19 protein-coding genes are annotated in these 19538 nt (G+C 69.0%); 6 read left to right on the top strand and 13 right to left on the bottom strand.

Features of this window, described 5'->3' with window-relative positions; genetic code table 11:
- Positions 1 to 2: 2 nt before the first annotated feature.
- The 5 genes from ACIBG8_RS21075 to ACIBG8_RS21055 all read right to left on the bottom strand — a co-directional run bounded on the left by ACIBG8_RS21075 (position 3) and on the right by ACIBG8_RS21055 (position 5838).
- Complete coding sequence (locus ACIBG8_RS21075; protein ID WP_397344553.1) at positions 3 to 806, bottom strand: carbohydrate ABC transporter permease; 804 nt, start codon at positions 804 to 806, stop codon at positions 3 to 5.
- Positions 803 to 1771: a carbohydrate ABC transporter permease gene (locus tag ACIBG8_RS21070; protein ID WP_397344552.1), complete on the bottom strand. Its 969-nt coding sequence runs from the start codon at positions 1769 to 1771 to the stop codon at positions 803 to 805. The genes ACIBG8_RS21075 and ACIBG8_RS21070 overlap by 4 nt, the downstream gene beginning before the upstream one ends.
- Positions 1772 to 1775: 4 nt before the next feature.
- Positions 1776 to 3053, bottom strand: coding sequence for an extracellular solute-binding protein (locus tag ACIBG8_RS21065; protein WP_397344551.1), 1278 nt, complete (start codon positions 3051 to 3053; stop codon positions 1776 to 1778).
- Between the two features lie 109 nt (positions 3054 to 3162).
- Positions 3163 to 4050 (bottom strand): serine/threonine-protein kinase, encoded by an 888-nt coding sequence (locus ACIBG8_RS21060; protein ID WP_397344550.1) that lies wholly within the window; start codon positions 4048 to 4050, stop codon positions 3163 to 3165.
- Positions 4051 to 4089: 39 nt separating this feature from the next.
- The gene (locus ACIBG8_RS21055; protein ID WP_397344549.1) at positions 4090 to 5838 is read right to left on the bottom strand and encodes an N-6 DNA methylase; all 1749 of its coding nucleotides are present in this window, start codon (positions 5836 to 5838) and stop codon (positions 4090 to 4092) included.
- 76 nt (positions 5839 to 5914) lie between these two features.
- On the opposite strand from ACIBG8_RS21055, the gene ACIBG8_RS21050 reads away from it, so the two are divergent.
- The 3 genes from ACIBG8_RS21050 (at position 5915) to icmF (ending at position 11053) form a co-directional block, all read left to right on the top strand.
- Positions 5915 to 6685: a PP2C family protein-serine/threonine phosphatase gene (locus ACIBG8_RS21050; RefSeq protein ID WP_397344547.1), complete on the top strand. Its 771-nt coding sequence runs from the start codon at positions 5915 to 5917 to the stop codon at positions 6683 to 6685.
- A gap of 179 nt (positions 6686 to 6864) precedes the next feature.
- Positions 6865 to 7782 (top strand): CHAP domain-containing protein, encoded by a 918-nt coding sequence (locus tag ACIBG8_RS21045; protein WP_397344546.1) that lies wholly within the window; start codon positions 6865 to 6867, stop codon positions 7780 to 7782.
- A 79-nt stretch (positions 7783 to 7861) separates the two neighbouring features.
- A complete protein-coding gene (icmF, locus tag ACIBG8_RS21040) occupies positions 7862 to 11053 on the top strand; it encodes a fused isobutyryl-CoA mutase/GTPase IcmF (RefSeq protein WP_397344545.1) in 3192 nt (1063 codons plus the stop codon).
- 39 nt (positions 11054 to 11092) lie between these two features.
- Here the strand turns inward: icmF and ACIBG8_RS21035 are convergent, their stop codons facing one another.
- The 3 genes from ACIBG8_RS21035 to ACIBG8_RS21025 are packed head-to-tail and all read right to left on the bottom strand — an operon-like array spanning position 11093 to position 13173.
- Positions 11093 to 11614 carry a DUF6609 family protein gene (locus ACIBG8_RS21035; protein ID WP_397344544.1) on the bottom strand — a complete coding sequence of 174 codons (522 nt, stop codon included), beginning with the start codon at positions 11612 to 11614 and terminating at the stop codon, positions 11093 to 11095.
- 30 nt (positions 11615 to 11644) lie between these two features.
- Positions 11645 to 12280, bottom strand: coding sequence for a response regulator (locus ACIBG8_RS21030; RefSeq protein ID WP_397344543.1), 636 nt, complete (start codon positions 12278 to 12280; stop codon positions 11645 to 11647).
- Entirely contained in the window at positions 12253 to 13173 is a 921-nt protein-coding gene (locus ACIBG8_RS21025) for a sensor histidine kinase (RefSeq protein WP_397344542.1), read from the bottom strand. Before ACIBG8_RS21025 ends, ACIBG8_RS21030 begins: the two co-directional genes overlap by 28 nt.
- A 331-nt stretch (positions 13174 to 13504) precedes the next feature.
- Between ACIBG8_RS21025 and ACIBG8_RS21020 the strand changes: the two genes are divergently transcribed.
- The gene (locus tag ACIBG8_RS21020; protein ID WP_397344541.1) at positions 13505 to 14446 is read left to right on the top strand and encodes a hypothetical protein; all 942 of its coding nucleotides are present in this window, start codon (positions 13505 to 13507) and stop codon (positions 14444 to 14446) included.
- An 18-nt stretch (positions 14447 to 14464) separates the two neighbouring features.
- The gene (tpx, locus tag ACIBG8_RS21015; protein WP_397344540.1) at positions 14465 to 14989 is read left to right on the top strand and encodes a thiol peroxidase; all 525 of its coding nucleotides are present in this window, start codon (positions 14465 to 14467) and stop codon (positions 14987 to 14989) included.
- A gap of 208 nt (positions 14990 to 15197) precedes the next feature.
- Here the strand turns inward: tpx and ACIBG8_RS21010 are convergent, their stop codons facing one another.
- Positions 15198 to 15731, bottom strand: coding sequence for a YceI family protein (locus tag ACIBG8_RS21010; RefSeq protein WP_397344539.1), 534 nt, complete (start codon positions 15729 to 15731; stop codon positions 15198 to 15200).
- An 82-nt stretch (positions 15732 to 15813) separates the two neighbouring features.
- Between ACIBG8_RS21010 and ACIBG8_RS21005 the strand changes: the two genes are divergently transcribed.
- The gene (locus ACIBG8_RS21005; protein WP_397344538.1) at positions 15814 to 16518 is read left to right on the top strand and encodes a helical backbone metal receptor; all 705 of its coding nucleotides are present in this window, start codon (positions 15814 to 15816) and stop codon (positions 16516 to 16518) included.
- Here ACIBG8_RS21005 and ACIBG8_RS21000 read toward each other — a convergent pair.
- Genes ACIBG8_RS21000 through ACIBG8_RS20985 form a run of 4 tightly spaced genes read right to left on the bottom strand, consistent with a single transcriptional unit; the run spans position 16504 to position 19394 of the window.
- Complete coding sequence (locus ACIBG8_RS21000) at positions 16504 to 17646, bottom strand: ROK family transcriptional regulator (RefSeq protein ID WP_397344537.1); 1143 nt, start codon at positions 17644 to 17646, stop codon at positions 16504 to 16506. The genes ACIBG8_RS21005 and ACIBG8_RS21000 overlap by 15 nt on opposite strands.
- Before the next feature lie 2 nt (positions 17647 to 17648).
- The gene (locus ACIBG8_RS20995; protein WP_397344536.1) at positions 17649 to 18494 is read right to left on the bottom strand and encodes a carbohydrate ABC transporter permease; all 846 of its coding nucleotides are present in this window, start codon (positions 18492 to 18494) and stop codon (positions 17649 to 17651) included.
- Positions 18484 to 18690: a hypothetical protein gene (locus ACIBG8_RS20990; RefSeq protein WP_397344535.1), complete on the bottom strand. Its 207-nt coding sequence runs from the start codon at positions 18688 to 18690 to the stop codon at positions 18484 to 18486. Before ACIBG8_RS20990 ends, ACIBG8_RS20995 begins: the two co-directional genes overlap by 11 nt.
- Entirely contained in the window at positions 18651 to 19394 is a 744-nt protein-coding gene (locus ACIBG8_RS20985; RefSeq protein ID WP_397344534.1) for a carbohydrate ABC transporter permease, read from the bottom strand. Before ACIBG8_RS20985 ends, ACIBG8_RS20990 begins: the two co-directional genes overlap by 40 nt.
- Between the last annotated feature and the right edge of the window lie 144 nt (positions 19395 to 19538).

The following is a 19538-nucleotide window of genomic DNA, read 5'->3' as shown; positions in this document are numbered from 1 at the left end:
CGTCATCCCTTGACAGCTCCTTGCATGATTCCTCCGATGATCTGCTTGCCGAGCAGGGCGAACACCAGGATCAGCGGCAGGGTCCCCACCGCGGTCCCGGCCAGCCCGAGGACGTAGTCGTTGACGTATCCGCTGGCCAGCGTCGACAGCGCCACCTGGACCGTCGGGTTCTCCGGGGTCAGGACGACCAGCGGCCAGAAGTAGTCGTTCCAGGCCGACATGAACGTGAGCATGCCCAGCACCGCGGTGGCCGGGCGCGCGACGGGGACCACCACGTGCCAGAAGAGCCCCCACGTCGTGCAGCCGTCGACGCGCCCGGCCTCCAGCAGCTCCGTGGGCAGCGCCCTGGACAGATACTGCGTCATGAAGAACACGCCGAACGCGTTGACCAGCGCGGGCACCACCAGCGCGTACATCGAGCCGGTCCACTCGATCTTCACCATGAGCAGGTAGAGCGGGATGATGCCGAGCTGGGCGGGGACCATCATGGTCGCCACCGTGATCAGCAGCATCGCGTTCCTGCCCCTGAACGCCAGCTTGGCGAAGGCGAACCCGGCCAGCGTGGAGAAGAACATCACCGCCAGCGCGATCGCTCCAGCGACGACGAAGGAGTTGAGCAGCGCCAGGCCGAACGGCACGGTGTCGAAGACGCGCGCCACGTTGGCCAGGAGGTTCCCGCCGGGGAACAGCGGCGGCGGCACCTCGGCCAGCGCCGAGTTGTGCCGTGAGGCCACCACCACGCTGTAGTAGAGCGGGAAGATCGAGAAGAACGCCACCGCGGTGAGCGTCAGGTAGCGGAGCCTCATCCCTTCATCCTTCTGGAGAGCAGGTAGTTGACCCCGGCGACGACCACGACGATCAGGAACATGATCCACGAGGCGGCCGAGGCGTAGCCGAAGTCGAACTCGGTGAAGCCCTTCTCGTAGATGAACAGCGCCAGCGTCTGGAACTGCCGGTCGGGCCCGCCGGTCGCCGCTCCTCCGCCGGCGCCGCTGCTCGCGCCGAACAGCAGGGGCTCGGCGATGATCTGCATCGCGCCGATCGTGGACACGATGACGACGAAGATGATCGTCGGGCGGATCATCGGCAGCGTGATCCTGCGGAGCTGGGTGAGGTTGCGCGCGCCGTCCAGCGTGGCCGCCTCGTACAGCTCGCGCGGCACCGCCTGCATGGCGGCCAGGAAGATCAGCGCGTTGTAGCCGGTCCAGCGCCACATGACCATCGTGGAGATGGCGATGTGCGAGGTGGCCGTGCCCGCCGCCCAGTCGATCTGGCCCGCGCCTTCACCGCCGAACCACGACAGGACCCAGTTGATCAGGCCGAAGTCGCGGCCGAAGAGCTGGCTGAAGATCACCACCACGGCGACGACGCTGGTCACGTTGGGCACGAGGATGGCGACGCGGAAGAACGTCTGCCAGCGCAGCGGCCGGTTGAGCAGGTGCGCCAGCCAGATCGCCAGCACGAGCTGCGGCGCCGTGGACAGCACGCCGATCGACAGCGTGTTGAACGTGGCGTTCCAGAAGTAGGCGTCGCCGAAGAGCGTGCCGAAGTTGTCCAGCCCGACGAAGGTGTGCACGTCGGACAGCAGCGTCCAGTCGTGCAGGCTCACCCACGCCGTGTACGCCAGCGGGAACAGCCCGAAGGCGCAGAACAGCAGGAAGAACGGGGCGACATAGGCGTACGGCGAGGCCTTCACGTCGAGCGTGTGCGTGAACCTGCGCAGGGGGTGGGCCCCGCGGTGCCGCCGCGGGGCCGCAAGGGTGTCCGCCATGCCGCTACTTGATCTTCGCGACGTCCGCGAGGACCTGCGTCCAGGCCTCATCAGGGGTCTGCTTGCCCTGCTCGACGCGGCCCAGGCCGTTGCCGATGGCCACGCGCACGTCGGCCTCCTTCGGGCCCAGGTGCTGCGGCTTGAGCGCCTTGGCGGCCTCGGAGTAGATCTTGCCGATCGGGGCGTCGCCGAAGAACGGCTTGGTGAAGCTCTGGATCGACGGGTCGTCGTAGAGCGCCGGGATCGAGGGGAAGGTGCCCTCCTCCTTGAAGACCTTGGCCTGGTTCTCCTTGGAGGTGAGGAAGTCGATCAGCTCGGCCGCCTCCTTGGGGTGCTTGCCCTGCTGGGGAAGCATCAGGTGGGAACCGCCGCTGTTGCCTGAACCGCCGGGGACGGTGGCGATGTCCCACTTGCCGGTGGCGTCCTTGGCCTGCTCCTGGATGAACCCGGTCATCCACGCCGGGCAGATGATCGTGGCGAACGAGCCCTTGGCGAAGCCGGTGTTCCACGGCGGGGAGAAGGCGGCGAGCTTGGCCGACAGGCCGTTCTGGGTGATCTGGTTGGACAGGTCCCAGGCCTTCTTCACGTCGGGGTTGGTGCCCACGATGATCTGGTCCTGCGCGTCGTAGAGGCCGGTGGGCGCCTGGTTCACCATCGCGCGGAAGATCTCGCCGGGGCTGTCGACGAACTTGCTGCCCGCGACGTTGGCGGCGGCGAACTTCTTGCCCGTCTCGATGTACTGCTCCCACGTCGGCCAGAGCGCGCCCACCGCCGCGCGGTCGTCGGGCAGCCCCGCCTTCTTGAAGATGTCCTTGCGGTAGCACATGGCCAGGCCGCCGACGTCGGTGCCGAGGCCGAGCACCGACTGCCCGTCCTTGCCCAGGCCCTGCTGCCACTTCCAGTCCAGGTAGTCGCCCTGGCGCTTGTCGAGGCCGTAGTCCTTGAGGTTGTGGAACTTCTGCGGCTGCGCCGTGAACGTGGAGATGTAGCCCACCTCGACCGCCTCGATGTCGGCCGCCCCCGCGTTGGTGGCCAACCGCTTGATGAGGTTGTTGTGGTGGTCGTTGAACTGGGTGACGCGCTCCACGATCTCGACGTTGGGGTGCGTCTTCTTGTACTCGTCGTAGAGCGGCTTGAAGCCGAAGTCGCCGAAGAGCCCGATGGTGAGGGTGACCTTCTCCGCCGGCTTGGGAGCCGCTGTGGTGCCTGTGGAACCGCTCCCGCAGGCCGCTACGCCGAGGACCAGCAGTGATGCCGTGAGAACGGGGGCCATGAGACGCATGGAGCCCTCCTAAGGTGACGTTGGGGGATGAGAGAGCGCTCTCTCGGACCATACGGCAGCGCCACGGGCACCCGTCAATGATGGTTAGATAACGAAAGAGAACGCTCTCTCAGGCGAGAACTCGCCCGAGGACTCTGGCGTACATCCGGCCCGGTGAGCTCTTCTCGGTCAGGAAGCCCGGCAGGAGGGGGAGATCCACGGCGAAGGACTGGAGGCGGTCATACAGGGCTTCCGCGCTGTCCGGGCGGTCCTCCGGCTGCTTCTCCAGCAGCTCGCCCAGGAGCCTGCCGAGCTTCGGCGGCAGCCCGGGGATGGCCGGTGGGCGCTCCTTGACCTGCTGCTCGAAGACGACGTAGTCGGTGGGGCCGGTGAAGAGCTGGCGCCCGGTCAGCATCTCGTGCAGCACGCAGCCCAGGGCGTACAGGTCGCTGCGGGCGTCGGCGACCCCGCGCTGGATCTGCTCGGGGGCCATGTAGGCGGGCGTGCCGAGGATCTGGCCGATCCTGGTGAACTGCGTCAGGTCGGATTCGCGCAGCATGGCGAGGCCGAAGTCGAGCACCTTCACGCTGCCGTCCGGGCAGAGCATGAGGTTGGTCGGCTTGAGGTCGCGGTGGCAGATCGACAGCGCGTGCGCGGCCGACAGGACGGCGCACGCCTGCGCGGCGATCGCGGCAGCCCAGGAGACCGGCAGCGGGCCGTGCTCGCCGACCAGGTCGGCCACCGTCACGCCCTCGATGAACTGCATCACCTGGAAGAGCCGCTGCTCGTGGGTGCCGAAGTCGTAGAGCACCGGGGCGCCGGGGTGTTCGAGCCTGGCCAGGATGCGCGCCTCGCGGATGAACCGGCGCTCCAGCTCCTCGTCCGGGCCGCTGGGCAGCCGCAGGAGCTTCACCGCCACGCGGCGGTCCAGGTGGCGGTCGTGCCCGGCGTAGACCGCTCCCATGCCGCCCTGGCCCAGAGGGAGGTCTTCGAGCTCATAGCGGTCGCCGATGACCATTTAGCCCCTCTCCCCGCCTACTCCGCAAAAACTACACCGTCAGGCGGGCGGGTGCAGGCGGCCGCCGATCAAGCCGTCGAGGCCGAGCCTGATCAGCTGCTGGCCGAGGGCGTTCGTCTCGCGCAGGGCGTCTTCCAGGGCGACGAGGCGGCGGAAGGCCTCGCCGTACGCGCGCTGGGCCGGGAGGGGGAGTCGCGGCAGGCGGGTGCGCCGCGCGTCGAACCTGCTGGAGCCCGAGGTTGCCCGCCCGCCGGCGGCCCGCAGGTATCCGGCGAGGAAGTCGGGGTCGAGGCTCGACCGGTCGACCCGGTAGGCGGTCAGGTAGGGGCCGAGCACGGCGCCGCTCTCGGCCATCACCCGCACGCTGGAGAAGGACGCCACCACGTCGCCCGCCTCCAGCAGGACCAGGCCTGACTCCGCCTCGGTGCTGCCCGTGGCCCCGGTGCCCGAGGCCAGGTCGTCGGCGGTCAGCACGGGCAGGTCGCCGCCGCTCACCCGCATCTTGGCCGGGGCCTGAAGGATCGTCACCAGCCCCGCCTTCACCAGGTCGCCGACCGTGGTCATCGGCTGGTCGAGCGGCTGGTCGAGCACCTTCAGGTCGGGCGGTACGGCTACCGCGGCCAGGAACCGCTCGCGCGTCTCGACGAACGCCCTGCCCAGGTTGTCCCCGTCGGGGCGGCGGTGCCTGGCCGGGCTGACGTCGACGTCCTCCACCAGCAGGTCGATGATGCGCACGCCGTTGTCGGAGCGGTTGGCGAGGTAGGCCTCCCACGCGGGCTCGACGTCCTTGACGTCGGCCTCCATGATCAGCACCTCGGACGGGTGCCGGTCGCCCGTCCTGGGCCTGCGCAGCAGCCACAGGTCGGAGCCCTGCAGCGTGATGACCGCGCGCAACGCGCCGTTGCGCAGCAGGTTGGCCCTGATCCTGCGGCCGGACCTGCGGCTCGCGGCGGCCGCCGGCATGAGGATGGCGACCAGGCCGCCCGGCTTCACGTGGGTGAGGCAGTGCTGCACCCAGGCCAGCTCGGGCTCGCCGCGCGGCGGCAGGCCGTACTCCCAGCGCGGGTCGCCGGTGAGCTCCTCGAAGCCCCAGGCCCGCTCGTTGAACGGCGGATCGCAGACGACCGCGTCGGCCCGCTCGTCGGCGAAGCCGTCGTGGCGCATGGAGTCGCCCGCGGCGATCTCCGCCTCGACGCCGCGCAGCCGCAGCCTGGCCGCGGCGATGCAGGCGGAGGTGGTGCTGAGGTCTTGGCCGAAGACCCTGCCGGCCTTGGGCGCCAGGAGGAGGGTGCCGACGCCGCACGCGGGGTCGAACACGGTCTGACCTGCCGCGCCCGCCAGCCGTACCATCAGCTCGGCGACCTCGTCGCGGGTGACGGAGAGCTGCCGCGAGTGGGCCTCCAGGTAGCGCTCGACGAGGAACTCGTAGGCGGCCAGCGGGCCGAGCTGCTCGGCCAGTTCCTCGACCAGCACGGCCAGCTCGGGTTCGAGAGCGCTCTCTCCGCCGGTGAGCAGGGCGCCCGCGTCGGCCACGAGCTCGCCCAGGCGCAAATCTCCCGCTGCTTTCAGGCGTTGCCACACCCGATCGGCCAGCGAGACCTGGTAGGACTTCCCATAGCGCCGCAACCACGCCTCGACCTGGCGCAGTGAGAACTGCGGCTGGTTGGCCGTTCCATCGATGGGCACGGGGAAGTCGTCGTGGCGTCGCCGCCAGTTGCTCACCGCCGCCCGCCCGACCCCGGCGAGCCGGGCGATGTCCCCGGCGGTGACGGTCGGGTCATGGCTCATGAGAGCCACAGTAGTTCACAACAGTCTTCAGCGCATCTGCTTGTGAAGTCTTTCAACCAATGATTTACTGCTAGGTATGAAGCACAACATCCGCTATGCCGCCGGGTCAGATGTGGGCCGCCGCAGGGAGCAGAATGAGGACGCGGGCTACGCGAGCGTGCGCCTGCAAGCGGTGGCGGACGGGATGGGCGGTCACGCGGCCGGTGAGCTCGCGAGCTCCGCGGCGATCGCCGTGCTGCGCGAGCTGGATGCCAAGCTTCCAGAAGCGGGCGCCGATCTGGAGGCCGCGCTTGAAGGGGCCGTGCACGAGGCGGCCAGGCGGCTGGTCGAGCTGGCCGACATCGACCCCTCGCGCAGGGGGATGGGCACGACCGTGACCGCGATGGTCTGGGACGGTTCCCGATTCGCGCTTGCCCATCTTGGTGACTCCCGCGGCTACCTGCTTCGCGACGGCGCGCTCTACCAGATGACCAAGGATCACACACTGGTCCAGTCGATGGTGGACGAAGGCCGCATCACCGAGGACCAGGCCGCGGTGCATCCGCGCCGGTCGATGGTGTTGCGCGTGCTGGGCAGCGAGGGCAGAGCCGAGCCCGACATGGCGTTGCGCGAGGCGGAACAAGGCGACCGTTACCTCCTCTGCTCTGACGGGCTGACCACCGTGCTCGGGCCGGAGGTCCTGCACGAGGTGCTGACCACGGTGACAGAGCCTGAGGCGGCCGTCCAGCGACTCATCGATCTGGCCAATCAGGGCGGGTCTCCGGACAACGTGACGGTGATCGTGGCGGACGTCGTGGCGCCGGGGGAGGGCGACTCGCAGGTCTACCGCGTGGGGGCGGGCGCATAACTATCCAAAATAGTAGCGAGTCCCACCTGTCACAGGGGCGATATTTCTCCACATAGCTAGACAACTTCTCGATGAGCGGCGCGCGGTCGCGGTGTGGCTACTACAGTCCATCGTTAGCTGCGCCGGTCCTCTGGGGAGGAGTCGTCCTGGACCCGATCGCTGAAGATCTGCTACAGACGGTGCGCTCTGAGCTCGGCTACCGGGAGAAGAGCGGCCAGTACACGAAGTTCGGCGAGTGGTACGCGGATCGTTCACAGGATCCCCAGTATCGGAACGCGCCATGGTGCGACATGTTCATCGCCTGGGCCGCACAGAAGGCCGGGATCGCTGACTATGTCGGGCAGTTCGCATGGACCCCCTCGCACGCGTCCTGGTTCATCAAGCAGGGCGCGTGGTCGTCGGTGCCTGAGCCCGGGGCGCTGGTGTTCTACGACTGGAGCGGTGGGAAGTCGTACAAGGGCATCGACCACGTGGGGATCGTCGAGCGGGTCGAGGGCGGGAAGATCCACACCATCGAGGCGAACGTCGACCGCGTGTGGTTGAAGCGGAAATTTCGTGACACGGAGAAGGTGGTCGGGTACGGGCTGCCGCGCAAGATCAAGGCCTTGCGCGACGTGCAGCCCTCCGCGCCGGTCCTGGTGGACGACGCGCCCCTGCAGACCTTCACGGTGGTGGGGGAGCGCGGGGGGTCGCCGTTCGACCTGCTGGGGACGCCGCAGGCGTTGCTGGCGCTGATGGTGATCACGACGATCGTGGTGTCGTTCCGCTTCGCCGGGACCCGGGCGGGGCGGCACCGCCGCGGGGTCCTCAAGTGGCTCACTCCGGCCCCGGCCACACCGCAGGCAGCCAAGCCCAAGCCTCCGACGGCCGCCCAGCCCTCGGCCGCCACCAAGCGCCCGACCGCCGCAGAACCCAAGCCGCCCGCCAAGGCCAAGCCCCAGCCCGCCACCGGAAAGCCCGCCCCTGCGGTGGCGCGGAAACCCGCGCAACACGCCCCCGCCGAAGTTGTGCGTGTGCACCAGACGAACACGCGGCGCAAGCCGTACGAGACGAAGCCCCGGCCTGTGAGGAGGGACACTGCACCTCTGGGGAAATAGTAGGACGTCCAAGTATCCAAATAGTAGGACGTCCTAGTATCTTCGTGAGTGAGGGCACCTCACGAAGGAGTGATCTGGCGTGCACGTTCCGGTCCATCCCGTACGCTTCGTGACCGCGGCGGCACTGTTCGACGGCCACGACGCCGCCATCAACATCATGCGGCGCATCCTTCAGAGCCAGGGCGCCGAGGTCATCCACCTCGGCCACAACCGCTCGGTCGACGAGATCGTCACGGCGGCCATCCAGGAAGACGTCCAGGGCATCGCGATCAGCTCCTACCAGGGCGGTCACGTCGAGTTCTTCTCCTACCTCGTCGACCTGCTGCGCGAGCGCGGCGCCGGCCACGTCAAGGTGTACGGCGGCGGCGGTGGCGTGATCGTCGCCGAGGAGATCGCCAGGCTGCACGCGCATGGCGTCACCAGGATCTTCTCCCCGGAGGACGGCCAGCGCCTCGGCCTGCCCGGCATGATCAACGAGCTCATCGCCGAGTGCGACGTCGAGCTGGGCGACCCGCCGCAGCCCGAGGACGTGGTCGCCGGTGACCAGCACGCGCTGGCCCGCGCCATCACGCTCATCGAGTCCGGCAGGGCCCCGCAGTCGCTCCTCGACGGCCTGCGCACCGGCAAGAGCGCACCCGTGCTGGGCATCACCGGCACCGGCGGGTCGGGCAAGTCATCGCTCACCGACGAGCTGGTCCGCCGCTTCCGCCTGGACAACGACGACAAGCTGCGCATCGCCGTCCTGGCCATCGACCCCACCCGGCGCAAGGGCGGCGGCGCGCTGCTCGGCGACCGCATCCGCATGAACAGCCTGGGCGGCCAGACCTACTTCCGCTCGCTCGCCACCCGCGGCGCGCCCAACGAGGTGCCCAACGGCCTCGACGACGTGATCGCCGCCTGCCGGGCCGCCGGGTACGACCTGGTGATCGTGGAGACGCCCGGCATCGGCCAGGGCGACGCGGGCATCGTCGACCACGTGGACGTGCCGATCTACGTGATGACCCCCGAGTTCGGCGCCGCCTCGCAGCTCGAGAAGATCGACATGCTGGACTTCGCCGAGGCCGTGGTGATCAACAAGTACGAGCGGCGCGGTGCCGAGGACGCGCTGAGGGACGTGCGCCGCCAGATGGTGCGCAACCGGGCCGCCTTCGGCGTCAAGCCTGAGGACATGCCGGTCTTCGGCACCATCGCCTCCCGCTACAACGACGCGGGCGTCACCGCGCTCTACCACGAGCTGCGCGGTCTCCTGCTGGCCAAGGGCCTGCCCGAGGGTCCGCAGCACCTTCAGCAGGTCGAGGGGCGCACCTCCAAGGCCGCCGCGGCGATCGTCCCGCCGTCCAGGGTCCGCTACCTGGCCGACATCGCCGAGACCGTGCGCGACTACCACGAGGAGACCAGGCTCCAGGCCGAGCTCGCCCGCCGCCGCCAGCAGCTCACCGCCGTCCAGGCGCTTCTCAGTACGGCGAGCGACGAGATCGCCGAGCTCCTGAAGAAGACCGAGCTCAGCGCCGAGAGCCGGGCGCTGCTGGACGAGTGGCCCGCCTTGAAGGAGCAGTACACCGCCGACGAGCTGGTGGTGAAGGTACGCGACAGGGAGATCCACACCCCGCTCTGGCGCGAGACCCTGTCGGGCAACCGCATCCCCAGGGTCGCCCTGCCGCGCTACGAGGACCACGGCGAGCTGCTCGGCTTCCTCAGGAGGGAGAACCTGCCCGGCAGGTTCCCGTTCACGGCCGGCGTCTTCCCGTTCAAGCGCGACGACGAGGACCCCACCCGGATGTTCGCCGGCGAGGGCGACCCGTTCCGCACCAACCGGCGCTTCAAGCTGCTGTCCGAGGGGCAGCCCGCCACGCGGCTCTCCACGGCGTTCGACTCGGTGACGTTGTACGGCAACGACCCCGACCTGCGCCCCGACATCTACGGCAAGGTCGGCACGAGCGGCGTCTCCATCGCCACCCTCGACGACATGAAGGTGCTCTACGACGGCTTCGACCTCGTGGCGCCCAACACCTCGGTGTCCATGACGATCAACGGGCCGGCGCCGACGATCCTGGCGTTCTTCCTCAACGCCGCCATCGACCAGTCGATGGAGCGCTTCCGCGCCGAGCACGGGCGGGAGCCGTCCGAGCAGGAGGCGGCGGAGGTGCGGGCGCGCACGCTGGCGACCGTGCGGGGGACCGTACAGGCCGACATCCTCAAGGAGGACCAGGGGCAGAACACCTGCATCTTCTCCACCGAGTTCTCGCTGCGGATGATGGCCGACATCCAGGAGTGGTTCATCAGGCAGAAGGTGCGCAACTTCTACTCGGTGTCGATCTCCGGCTACCACATCGCGGAGGCCGGGGCCAATCCGATCAGCCAGCTCGCCTTCACGCTGGCCAACGGGTTCACCTACGTCGAGGCCTACCTCGGGCGCGGCATGGACATCGACGACTTCGCGCCCAACCTCTCGTTCTTCTTCTCCAACGGGATGGACCCGGAGTATTCGGTGCTCGGGCGCGTGGCCAGGCGCATCTGGGCGGTGGCCATGCGCGAGCGGTACGGCGCGGCGGAGAGGGCCCAGAAGCTGAAGTACCACATCCAGACGAGCGGCAGGTCGCTGCACGCCCAGGAGATGGACTTCAACGACATCCGCACCACCCTGCAGGCGCTCATCGCGATCTACGACAACTGCAACAGCCTCCACACCAACGCGTTCGACGAGGCCGTGACGACCCCGTCAGCGGACTCGGTACGGCGGGCCATGGCGATCCAGCTGATCATCAACAGGGAGTGGGGCCTGGCCCGCAACGAGAACCCGCTGCAGGGCTCGTTCATCATCGACGAGCTCACCGACCTGGTGGAGGAGGCGGTGCTGCAGGAGTTCGAGCGGCTGTCCGACCGTGGCGGCGTGCTCGGCGCGATGGAGACCGGCTACCAGCGCGGCAAGATCCAGGACGAGTCGATGGTCTACGAGACGCGCAAGCACGACGGGTCGCTGCCGATCATCGGCGTCAACACCTTCAGGAACCCGCGCGGTGAAGTGGCGCACGGGCCGCTGGAGCTGGCCCGCGGCACGGAGGAGGAGAAGCAGTCGCAGCTCGACCGCCTCCACGCCTTCCAGGCCCGCCACCGCACCGACGCTCCCGCGGCCCTGAAGCGGCTGCGGGAGGTGGCGATGACGGACGAGAACGCCTTCGAGGTGCTGATGGAGGCCGCGCGGGTGTGCTCGCTCGGCCAGATCACCGAGGCACTCTTCGAGGCGGGCGGTCAGTACCGGCGCAACGTCTGACCCGACCTATGGGTCTCTTGGGTTGTGGTTCTGGGGTGACTACGTGAACGTGAGGGTGGGGTAGGCGAGCAGCATCACCAGGCCGAAGCCGAGCTTGAGCAGTGCGTCGACGATGCCGAGCGCGCGCAGCGAGGCCCCTCTGGCCAGCCACAGCCCCACCCCCGCGTTGATCGCGGTCACCACGCCCAGGATGGTGATCATCGGGCCGTGTGCGATCCCCATCGGGACGAAGTGCAGGCCGACCACGAACAGGATCCACAACGTGATCGTTCGCTGGTCGGCGTCCTTCAGCCGTGAGATCACCAGGTAGATCAACCCCATCTCCAGCACCAGCGATCCGACCAGACCGGCGATGTGCACCCACGAGATGTGGCCGATCTTGGGCAGCAGCGCGCTGAGCCCGCTCGCGATCAGCCCGGCGACGCCGCCGCCGATCATGAACTGCAGCCAGTAGCGCGGCACCAGCCAGCTCAGCAGGAAGCCCAGCCCGACGCAGATCAGGAAGAGCCCGCCGCCGCGGATCAGGGGGTAGGGGTGGGTCAGTGTGGCAATGGTGTTCAAAGGGGGAGTGCTTCCTCTTCGTTAGTGGTGTCAACCCAGGTCCCAGGCCCAGGTGGCGACGCCCACGCGGTTGCGGGCGCCAAGCTTGCGCTGGATGGTCGCGAGGTGGTTCTTGACCGTGCCTGGCGACAGGAACAGCTCGGTGGCGATCTCCTCGTTGGTCCTGCCTCGGGCCACCAGTCTGGCGACCTCCGTCTCCCTGCCCGTCAGCGGGTTGTCCTTGCGGACCTGGCGCGGGGCGGCCTGGCTGAGCAGGTGCACGGTGAGCTGGGGGCTGATCAGCGTGTCGCCCTCAACGGCCGCGCGCACCGCCTCGACCAGCAACGCGGGTGACGAGCGCTTGAGCAGGAAACCGCTCGCGCCGTCGCGCAAAGCGGTGTGCAGGTACTCGTCGAGCCCGAACGTGGTGACGATCACCACCTTCATCGACGCGGCCAGCGCCCTGGTGACCTCCAGCCCGTCGGCGCCGGGCATGCGGATGTCGGCGAGCACGACGTCCGGCTCCAGCCGCCTGGCGGTCGCGATGGCCGCCAGCCCGTCGGCCGCCTCGCCGACGACCGTCATGTCGGGCTGGGCGTCGAGGATCATGCGGAAGGCGCTCCTGATGCCCTCCTGATCGTCGGCGATCATGATGCGGATCAAGGAATCCTCGCTTCCAGGTGCCATTCGCCGCCGCGCGCGGACGCTTCCAGGGCGCCGCCGAGCAGCTTCGCCTGCTCGGTCAGGCCGGGCAGGCCGTACCCGCCGCGCCCGCTCACCGGGCGCTCGCGCACCCCGTCGTTCACCACGCTGACCAGCAGTCCTTCGCGTACGGAGATCCGTACCCAGGTCGCCTCGGGCGCGTGCCTGCGGACGTTGGTGAGCGCCTCGACCACGATCCTGTACGCCAGGGCGGACGCCTCACGCCTGACCGCGCCCACCGCGATGTCGACCTCGACCGGCGGGGAGAAGCGGGCGGCCAGCGCCGGGATGTCGTCGATCCCCGGGGCGGGCGCGGTGGACGTCTCCGGGCCGTGCAGCATGCCGACCATCCGGTCCATGGAGTCCATGGCGCGCTGGCCCGCCTGCTCGATGCGCACCAGCATCGTGGGGTCGAAGGCTATTTGCGCCGCCTGGGCCTGGGCGATCATCTCGCTCACGTCGTGGGCCACGAAGTCGTGCAGGTCGCGCGCCACGCGCAGCCGGTGCTCGGCGAGGGCGGTGACGCGCCGGGTGTCCTGGGAGCGCAGGTAGAGCCCGAGCCCGGCGGCCACGGCTGCGGGCGCGGTCCAGAACGCGGCCACCCCGACCGCCTCCAGGGGCGAGGCGGGCTGGAAGAACCGGAACACCATGGCCGCACAGGCGACACCGGTCACCGCCAGCACCAGGGCCGCCCGCCGCGGCGCCGACCAGCGTGCCACCATTCCGGCGAGCACGGCCAGCACCAGCGTCTCGCCCAGCCCCCACACCCCGGCGACGGCCTCCCCGGTGGTCCGGGTGCCGAGCAGCGCCCACACCACGGTGACCACCAGCGACGCCGCCGCGAGCCCTCCGGCCACCCAGGTCGTATGCCCTCTCACGCCACCAAACGCTAACCCGTACAGCCCCCCACAACCCACCCAGGCCCACCCCAACGCCCCTAAAAGGAGCACAACCACCCGAGAGGGCGACTCCCCTGCGGGGGTTGCCCGTCCGAGGAGGGTGGGCCCGTCCCGAGGAGGGCCCAAGCCCGATCCGCCTCTAAAGGAGCGCAACCACCTGAGACGGTGACTCCCAACCGAGGGTTGCCCGTCCGAGGAGGGTGGGCCCGTCCCGAGAAGGCCGACCCGTGCCGAATGGCAGGGGTCGCCTCGCCCGGAATGCGCCGAACGGCATCTGGGCCGCCACCCCTCCACACACAAGGCTTGAGCCATGAACAGAAAGGCAGTCGCGGCCACGATCTGGTCGCTGGCTTACGGATCACTCGGCCTGGCATGGGCGCTCGGCGCACCCCGATTCCCCTGGGGAGCCACCGACCCCGACCCCGACCGCGCCCTCTCCATCCTCGCCACCGCCACCCCCGAGGTCGCCGGGTGGTGGATCGCCGGGCTCGGGGCCGCGGCGGCCGTGGCTGTCCTGACGAGCGCCCGCTGGTTCCTCTATCCTCTCGCCGCCACCCTCATCCTCGTGATCCCCGACTCCCGGCTCATGATGGGCCTGGCCTACTCGCCCCTGCTCGCCGTCAAACCACTCACCGGCTGGCCAGACGCCGACGTCAGCCTCGCCGACGCCTGGCCCTGGGAGGTGGTCAACCAGCTGCTCTGCGTCCTCGGCGGCGTGCTGCTGATCGCCGCGGCCTGGCGGCCCCGCCGTACGGGATGGACCTCGCCGGAGAGCGCCGCGCGGTGGGGGCGGTGGGCGGTGTACGTGGCGGTCACCGTACCGCTCATCTACTGCTCGACGCGGTGGGCGTGGGCGCTGGGGATCCCGCTGGGGGTCGACAGGGAGTTCCTGGTCGAGGGCGCCAAGGACGCGCCGGGGATCTGGCTGGCCGGGGCGTACCTGGCGACCTTCGGCGCGCTGGGCGGGCTGCTGACGCTGGGGCTCATCCAGCGCTGGGGCGAGGTGTTCCCCCGGTGGATCCCGTTCCTGCGCGGGCGGCGGGTGCCGCCGAAGCTCGCCGTCGTCCCCGCCACGCTGGTGGCGATCATCATCGCGGAGGCCGGGTTCACCTACCTGCGCAAGGCCCTGTCGGGGGAGTGGCTGATGGAGGAGTGGGGCGCGTGGCTGCCCGAGACGTTCTGGCCGGTGTGGGGCGGGGCGCTCGCCGCGGCCGCACTGGCCTACCACCTGCGCAGGCGGGTGCAGCCCTGAAGATACGATCGCAGGTCGATGACGCTTTCAGGAGGCAACTACATGTCCGACGTCACTTTCAAGGGCAACCCGATCACCGTGTCCGGCACGTTCCCGCAGGTCGGCGAGAAGGCTCCGGACTTCACGCTGATCGGCAAGGATCTCGCGGAGGTCTCGCTGGCCGACTTCGGGTCCAAGAAGAAGGTCCTCAACATCTTCCCGAGCGTCGACACCGGGGTCTGTGCGGCTTCGGTGCGGCACTTCAACCAGGTCGCGGGGGAGTACGCGGACACGGTCGTCGTGTGCGTCTCGGCCGACCTGCCGTTCGCGCAGAACCGCTTCTGCGGGGCGGAGGGGCTGGACCAGGTGGTGACGCTGTCGATGATGCGCGGCAGGGAGTTCCTGACCGAGTACGGCGTGCTCATGGAGTCGGGGCCGCTGGCCGGTCTCGCCGCCCGCGCCGTGGTGGTGCTGGACGGGGACAACCAGGTCCTCTACACCGAGCTGGTCCCGGAGATCACCCAGGAACCCGACTACGACAGCGCCCTCAAGGCCCTCGCGTAGGTCCCCCGGAGGCCGCCCCAACAACCGGGCGGCCTCACCCCAACCCCCAAGACCGCCAACCCCTTGGTCCCTTGGCCCTCCCGGGACCCCGGCCCCTTGAGACCTTCGGCTCTTCCGGGACCCCGGGCCTTCAAGGACCCCGGCCCCTTGAGACCTTCGGCTCTTCCAGGACGCCGGGCCTTCAAGGACCCCGGCCCCTTGGATGGGGTTACTCCTTGATGGCGGAGATGTCGAACTCGAGGGTGATCTTTTCTGAGACCATCACCCCGCCCGTCTCCAGCACCGCGTTGAACGTGACGCCGTAGTCGCTGCGGTTGATGACCGTCTTCCCCTCGAACCCCGCCCGCTGAGCGCCCGTCACGTCGATGGCTGTGCCGTTGAAGACCAGGTCCAGCGTCACAGGGCGGGTCACCGACTTGATGGTCAGATCGCCGGTGAGCCGGAAGGTCTCCTCGTCCACCCGCTCCACAGACGTGCTCTCGAAGGTGATCTCCGGAAACCGGTCCACCTCCAGGAAGTCCCCAGTACGCAGGTGCCCGTCGCGCTGGTCGTTGCCCGTGTGCACGCTGTCCGCCTGGATGACCACCCGCGCACGGGACTCCGACGGCCGCTCCGCGTCCAGGTACAGGTCCGCCGTGTAGGACGTGAAGTGCCCCCGCACCTTGGTGACCATCGCGTGCCTGGCCACGAACCCGATCCTGCTGTGCACGGGGTCGATCCGATACTTCCCGGTGACGATCATGACGTATCCCCAAATACTTCAGTGCTGAACAATTGCTCACGACAGTACACATAAAGAATTTCAGTGTGCAACTATTGGGCACATGAGGATCGTCTCCCTGGTTCCCTCCCTGACGGAGTCCGTCGCGGCCACCGGCGCGCTGGTCGGCGCCACCGACTGGTGCACCCACCCGGCCGACCTCGACGTCACCAGGATCCGAGGCACGAAGAACCCCGACCTCGAGAAGATCATCGACCTGGAACCCGACGTGGTCCTCGCCAACGAGGAGGAGAACCGCGAACCCGACCTCCAAGCACTCAAGGACGCGGGACTCAAGGTCTGGGTGACGAAGATCAGGACCGTCGACGAGGCCTTCGCCGAGCTGCGCGCCATGTTCGAGGACGCCTGCCGTACCCAGGCACCCGCCTGGCTGGACGCGGCCGAGCGGGCCTGGCGACTGCCCGAGCCCGCGACCAGACTGAAGGCGATCATCCCCATCTGGCGCCGCCCCTGGATGGTGGTCGGCCGCGACACCTTCACCGGCGACGTCCTGCGCAGGCTCGGCGTCGACAACCTCTACGACGACCACCCGGAGCGCTACCCCAAGATCCCGCTCGACGAGCTGACGGGAAAGCGCCCCGACCTGGTCGTCCTGCCCGACGAGCCGTACGCCTTCACCCCCGACGACGGCCCGGAGAGCTTCCCCGGCATCAGGTCGGCGCTCGTCAGCGGCCGCTACCTGACCTGGTACGGACCGTCCCTCGTCGAGGCCCCCGGCGTGCTCCGTAAGGCGCTAGCCGTGGTTTAGCGCGAGATCGACCTCTTCTGGCGACAACACGTGCTCCATCACCATGACGGCCGTCCCCACGATCCCGGCCCGGTCGCCCAGCCCGGTGGTGACGATGTCCAGATTCCTGGTGGTGTACGGCAGGCTGCGCCGGTAGACGATCTCCCTGATCCCGGTCAGATAGTGCTCGCCCGTGTCCGCCATGTCCCCGGCCAGCACCAGCACCCCAGGGTTGAGCAGGCTGACCGCCGTCGCCAGGACCACCCCGAGGGTACGGCCGGCCTCCTGCGTGAGCGCGATCGCCGTGGGATCGCCCGCCTGCACCAGCCGCACCACGTCGCGGCTCGACGCCTGGCCCAGGTCGGCGGCCAGCGCGTGCCCGCTGGCCATCGAGGCGACGCAGCCGCGCGAACCGCAGGTGCAGACGCGGTCGTCGGTCTCGCGCAGCCGTACATGACCGATGTTGCCCGCCGCCTCCTCCACGCCCCGGTAGATGCGGCCGTCGAGCACGATGCCCGCGCCGATGCCCGTCGAGACCTTGATCAGCAGGAGCGACGGGCAGTCGCGCCAGTGCCACCACCACTCGCCCAGCGCCATCGCCTTGGCGTCGTTCTCGACCAGGATCGGCACGTCGAAGGAGTCGCGGACGACCTCCCTGATCGGGTGGTCGTCCCAGCCGGGCATGAGGAAGGACCTCAGCACCCGGCCCGTCTTGTGGTCGACGGAGCCAGGCAGGTCGATGCCGATGCCGCACACGTCGTCCGCCGACCGCCCGGCCCGGTCGAGCAGGCGCTGGAACCCCTCGACCACCCAGTTGAGCACCAGGTCCGGCCCGAGGTCGATGCGCATCTCGACGGACTCCTCGCCCAGCGTCCTGGCCGCCAGGTCGGTGAGCGCGACGCGCGCGTGCGCCGCGCCCAGGTCGGCGACCATGACCAGGCGGTTGGCCGAGTCGATGTCCAGGACGGACGGTGGACGCCCGCCGCCCGACGAGGCGACGCCTGACTCGTGGATGTATCCGGCCTCGATCAGCCGGTCCACCCGATCCGTGATCGTCGAGCGGGACAGCCCGGTGTACTCGATCAGTTCCTTGCGGGTACGGCAGGTGCCCTCGCGGATGAGCTGGAGGATGTTTCCCGCCGTCAGCATGATCAACCTTTCTCCGCCCCCGCCGTGAGGCCCTCCGTGAGCAGCCGCTCGCTCGCGAAGAACACCACCACGATGGGCAGCGTCAGAACCACCGATCCTGCCATGAGAACCGTCGTGGGGATCTCGATACTGCCCGCCAGCTGTGACAGTCCGAGGGAGACCGTCCAGCTTTCCCGCTTTTCCACCAGAAACAGCAGGGCGAACAGGAACTCGTTCCAGGCGATCATGAAGGCGTAGAGCCCGGTCGCCATGAGAGACGGCTTCGACAGCGGCAGCACCACCCGCCAGATCGTGGACAACCGGGTGCAGCCGTCGATCGCGGCCGCCTCCTCGATGCTCCGCGGCACCGTCTCGAAGTAGTTGCGCAGCATGTACACGGTGACGGGCACCGTCTGGGCGATGTAGACGAGGATCAGCCCCACCAGCGACCCGCGCAGCCCGAGCATCGTGAAGAGCACGAACAGCGGGATCGCCAGCACGATGGCCGGGAACAGGTACACGGCGAGGAACAGGAAGTGCACCTGGCGGCGGCCGAAGAAGTCCAGCCTGGCCACGGCGTACGCACCGGGGATCGAGAGCAGCAGCGTCACCGCCACCGAGGCCACCGCCACGATCGCGCTGTTGCGCATGAACGTGAGGAAGCCCTGCCTGCCCAGCACGTCGGCGTAGGTGGCCAGGGTGAAGTGCTCGGGCCAGAGCGAGCCTGGCTCGCGGATCAGCTCCTGGATGTCGCGCACGCTCAGCATGACCATGTACAGGAACGGGAAGGCGGTGATCGCGAACAGGAAGGCGATCACCAAGGGCCGCAGCACCCTGAACAGGGCGCGCTCGAACCGGTCACGCGTCACCCTGCCTCGCCCCCATCCGCAGATAGATCACCAGGAACACGACCAGGACGGCGGCCAGCACGATCGCCTGCGCGGCGGAGGCGCCGATGTCGTCGCGGGCGGTCAGGAGGTTGAAGACCCGCACGCTGACCACCTCGGTGCCCGCGCCGCCGCCGGTCAGCAGGTAGACGTCGTCGAACTTGGTGAAGGTGAACACGAACCGCAGCACCGACAGCAACGCGATGATCCGCCAGAGCTGCGGGAGCACGACGTAGCGGAAGCGCTGGGTGGGGTGGCGCCGTCCACGACCGCCGCCTCGTCGAGTTCTGCCGGTAGCGCCTGCAGTCTGGCGAGGATGAACAGGAAGGCGAACGGGAAGTAGCGCCAGGCCTCGAACGCGATCACGGTGAGGAGGGCCACGGGGACCTGGAGGCCGAGGAAGGTGCCTTTGGCCTGGCTGAGGAAGGCGACGGGTTCGGCCAGCCAGGTGTTGACGAGGCCGAACTGCGGGTTCAGCATCACCTGCCAGAGGAACGTCACCGCGACGACCGGGGCTACGTAGGGGATGAGGATGGAGGCTCTGACCAGGGTCCTGCCGGGGAACCTGCCCTTGAGCGCCAGGGCCGCGACGAGGCCGATGGCGATGGAGAGCGCGGTGCCTGCGACCGTGTAGACGAGGGTGTTGATCAGTGCGGACCAGAAGCCGGGCTCGGTGATGACGTAGGTGAAGTTGTCGAGGGTGTAGTGGCCGAAGATGCCGTTGCGTCTGATGTTGATCAGCCTGGCGTCCTGGAAGGCGAGCATGATCGCCCAGAGGAGGGGGAGGACGACGACGGTGAGCGTGATGATCAGGGTGGGGGAGATGAGCGCCAGCCCGGCCCTCGCCTCCTGCTGGCGCAACGTCCCACCGCGCCCCTTCACGCGCGACCCCCTGCCCAGCCGCACGCCCTCCATGCCCCCACGTCGTTGTACGGCCCGGCCCGCAGCTCTGCGCTTCCCACGGAAAGCCCTGGCCCGGCGCCCAGACCGCTTGCTCCCTCCGGATGGCCCGCTCTCCTCGGACGG

It is taken from the genome of Nonomuraea sp. NPDC050556 (assembly GCF_044457355.1).
Lineage (GTDB): Bacteria > Actinomycetota > Actinomycetes > Streptosporangiales > Streptosporangiaceae > Nonomuraea.
Note: the sequence above shows the minus strand (reverse complement) of the source record. Positions and strands in the feature narration are given on the sequence as shown.

Bases quoted from the DNA above. Each gene is read 5' to 3' on its own strand.
- ACIBG8_RS21060 (WP_397344550.1), bottom strand. From the start codon at position 4,050: ATGGTCATCGGCGACCGCTATGAGCTCGAAGACCTCCCTCTGGGCCAG.
- ACIBG8_RS21050 (WP_397344547.1), top strand. From the start codon at position 5,915: ATGAAGCACAACATCCGCTATGCCGCCGGGTCAGATGTGGGCCGCCGC.
- ACIBG8_RS21000 (WP_397344537.1), bottom strand. From the start codon at position 17,646: ATGCTGACGGCGGGAAACATCCTCCAGCTCATCCGCGAGGGCACCTGC.
- ACIBG8_RS21030 (WP_397344543.1), bottom strand. From the start codon at position 12,280: ATGGCACCTGGAAGCGAGGATTCCTTGATCCGCATCATGATCGCCGAC.
- ACIBG8_RS21075 (WP_397344553.1), bottom strand. From the start codon at position 806: ATGAGGCTCCGCTACCTGACGCTCACCGCGGTGGCGTTCTTCTCGATC.
- ACIBG8_RS21055 (WP_397344549.1), bottom strand. From the start codon at position 5,838: ATGAGCCATGACCCGACCGTCACCGCCGGGGACATCGCCCGGCTCGCC.
- ACIBG8_RS21010 (WP_397344539.1), bottom strand. From the start codon at position 15,731: ATGATCGTCACCGGGAAGTATCGGATCGACCCCGTGCACAGCAGGATC.
- ACIBG8_RS21005 (WP_397344538.1), top strand. From the start codon at position 15,814: ATGAGGATCGTCTCCCTGGTTCCCTCCCTGACGGAGTCCGTCGCGGCC.
- ACIBG8_RS21020 (WP_397344541.1), top strand. From the start codon at position 13,505: ATGAACAGAAAGGCAGTCGCGGCCACGATCTGGTCGCTGGCTTACGGA.
- tpx (WP_397344540.1), top strand. From the start codon at position 14,465: ATGACGCTTTCAGGAGGCAACTACATGTCCGACGTCACTTTCAAGGGC.
- ACIBG8_RS21070 (WP_397344552.1), bottom strand. From the start codon at position 1,771: ATGGCGGACACCCTTGCGGCCCCGCGGCGGCACCGCGGGGCCCACCCC.
- ACIBG8_RS21065 (WP_397344551.1), bottom strand. From the start codon at position 3,053: ATGCGTCTCATGGCCCCCGTTCTCACGGCATCACTGCTGGTCCTCGGC.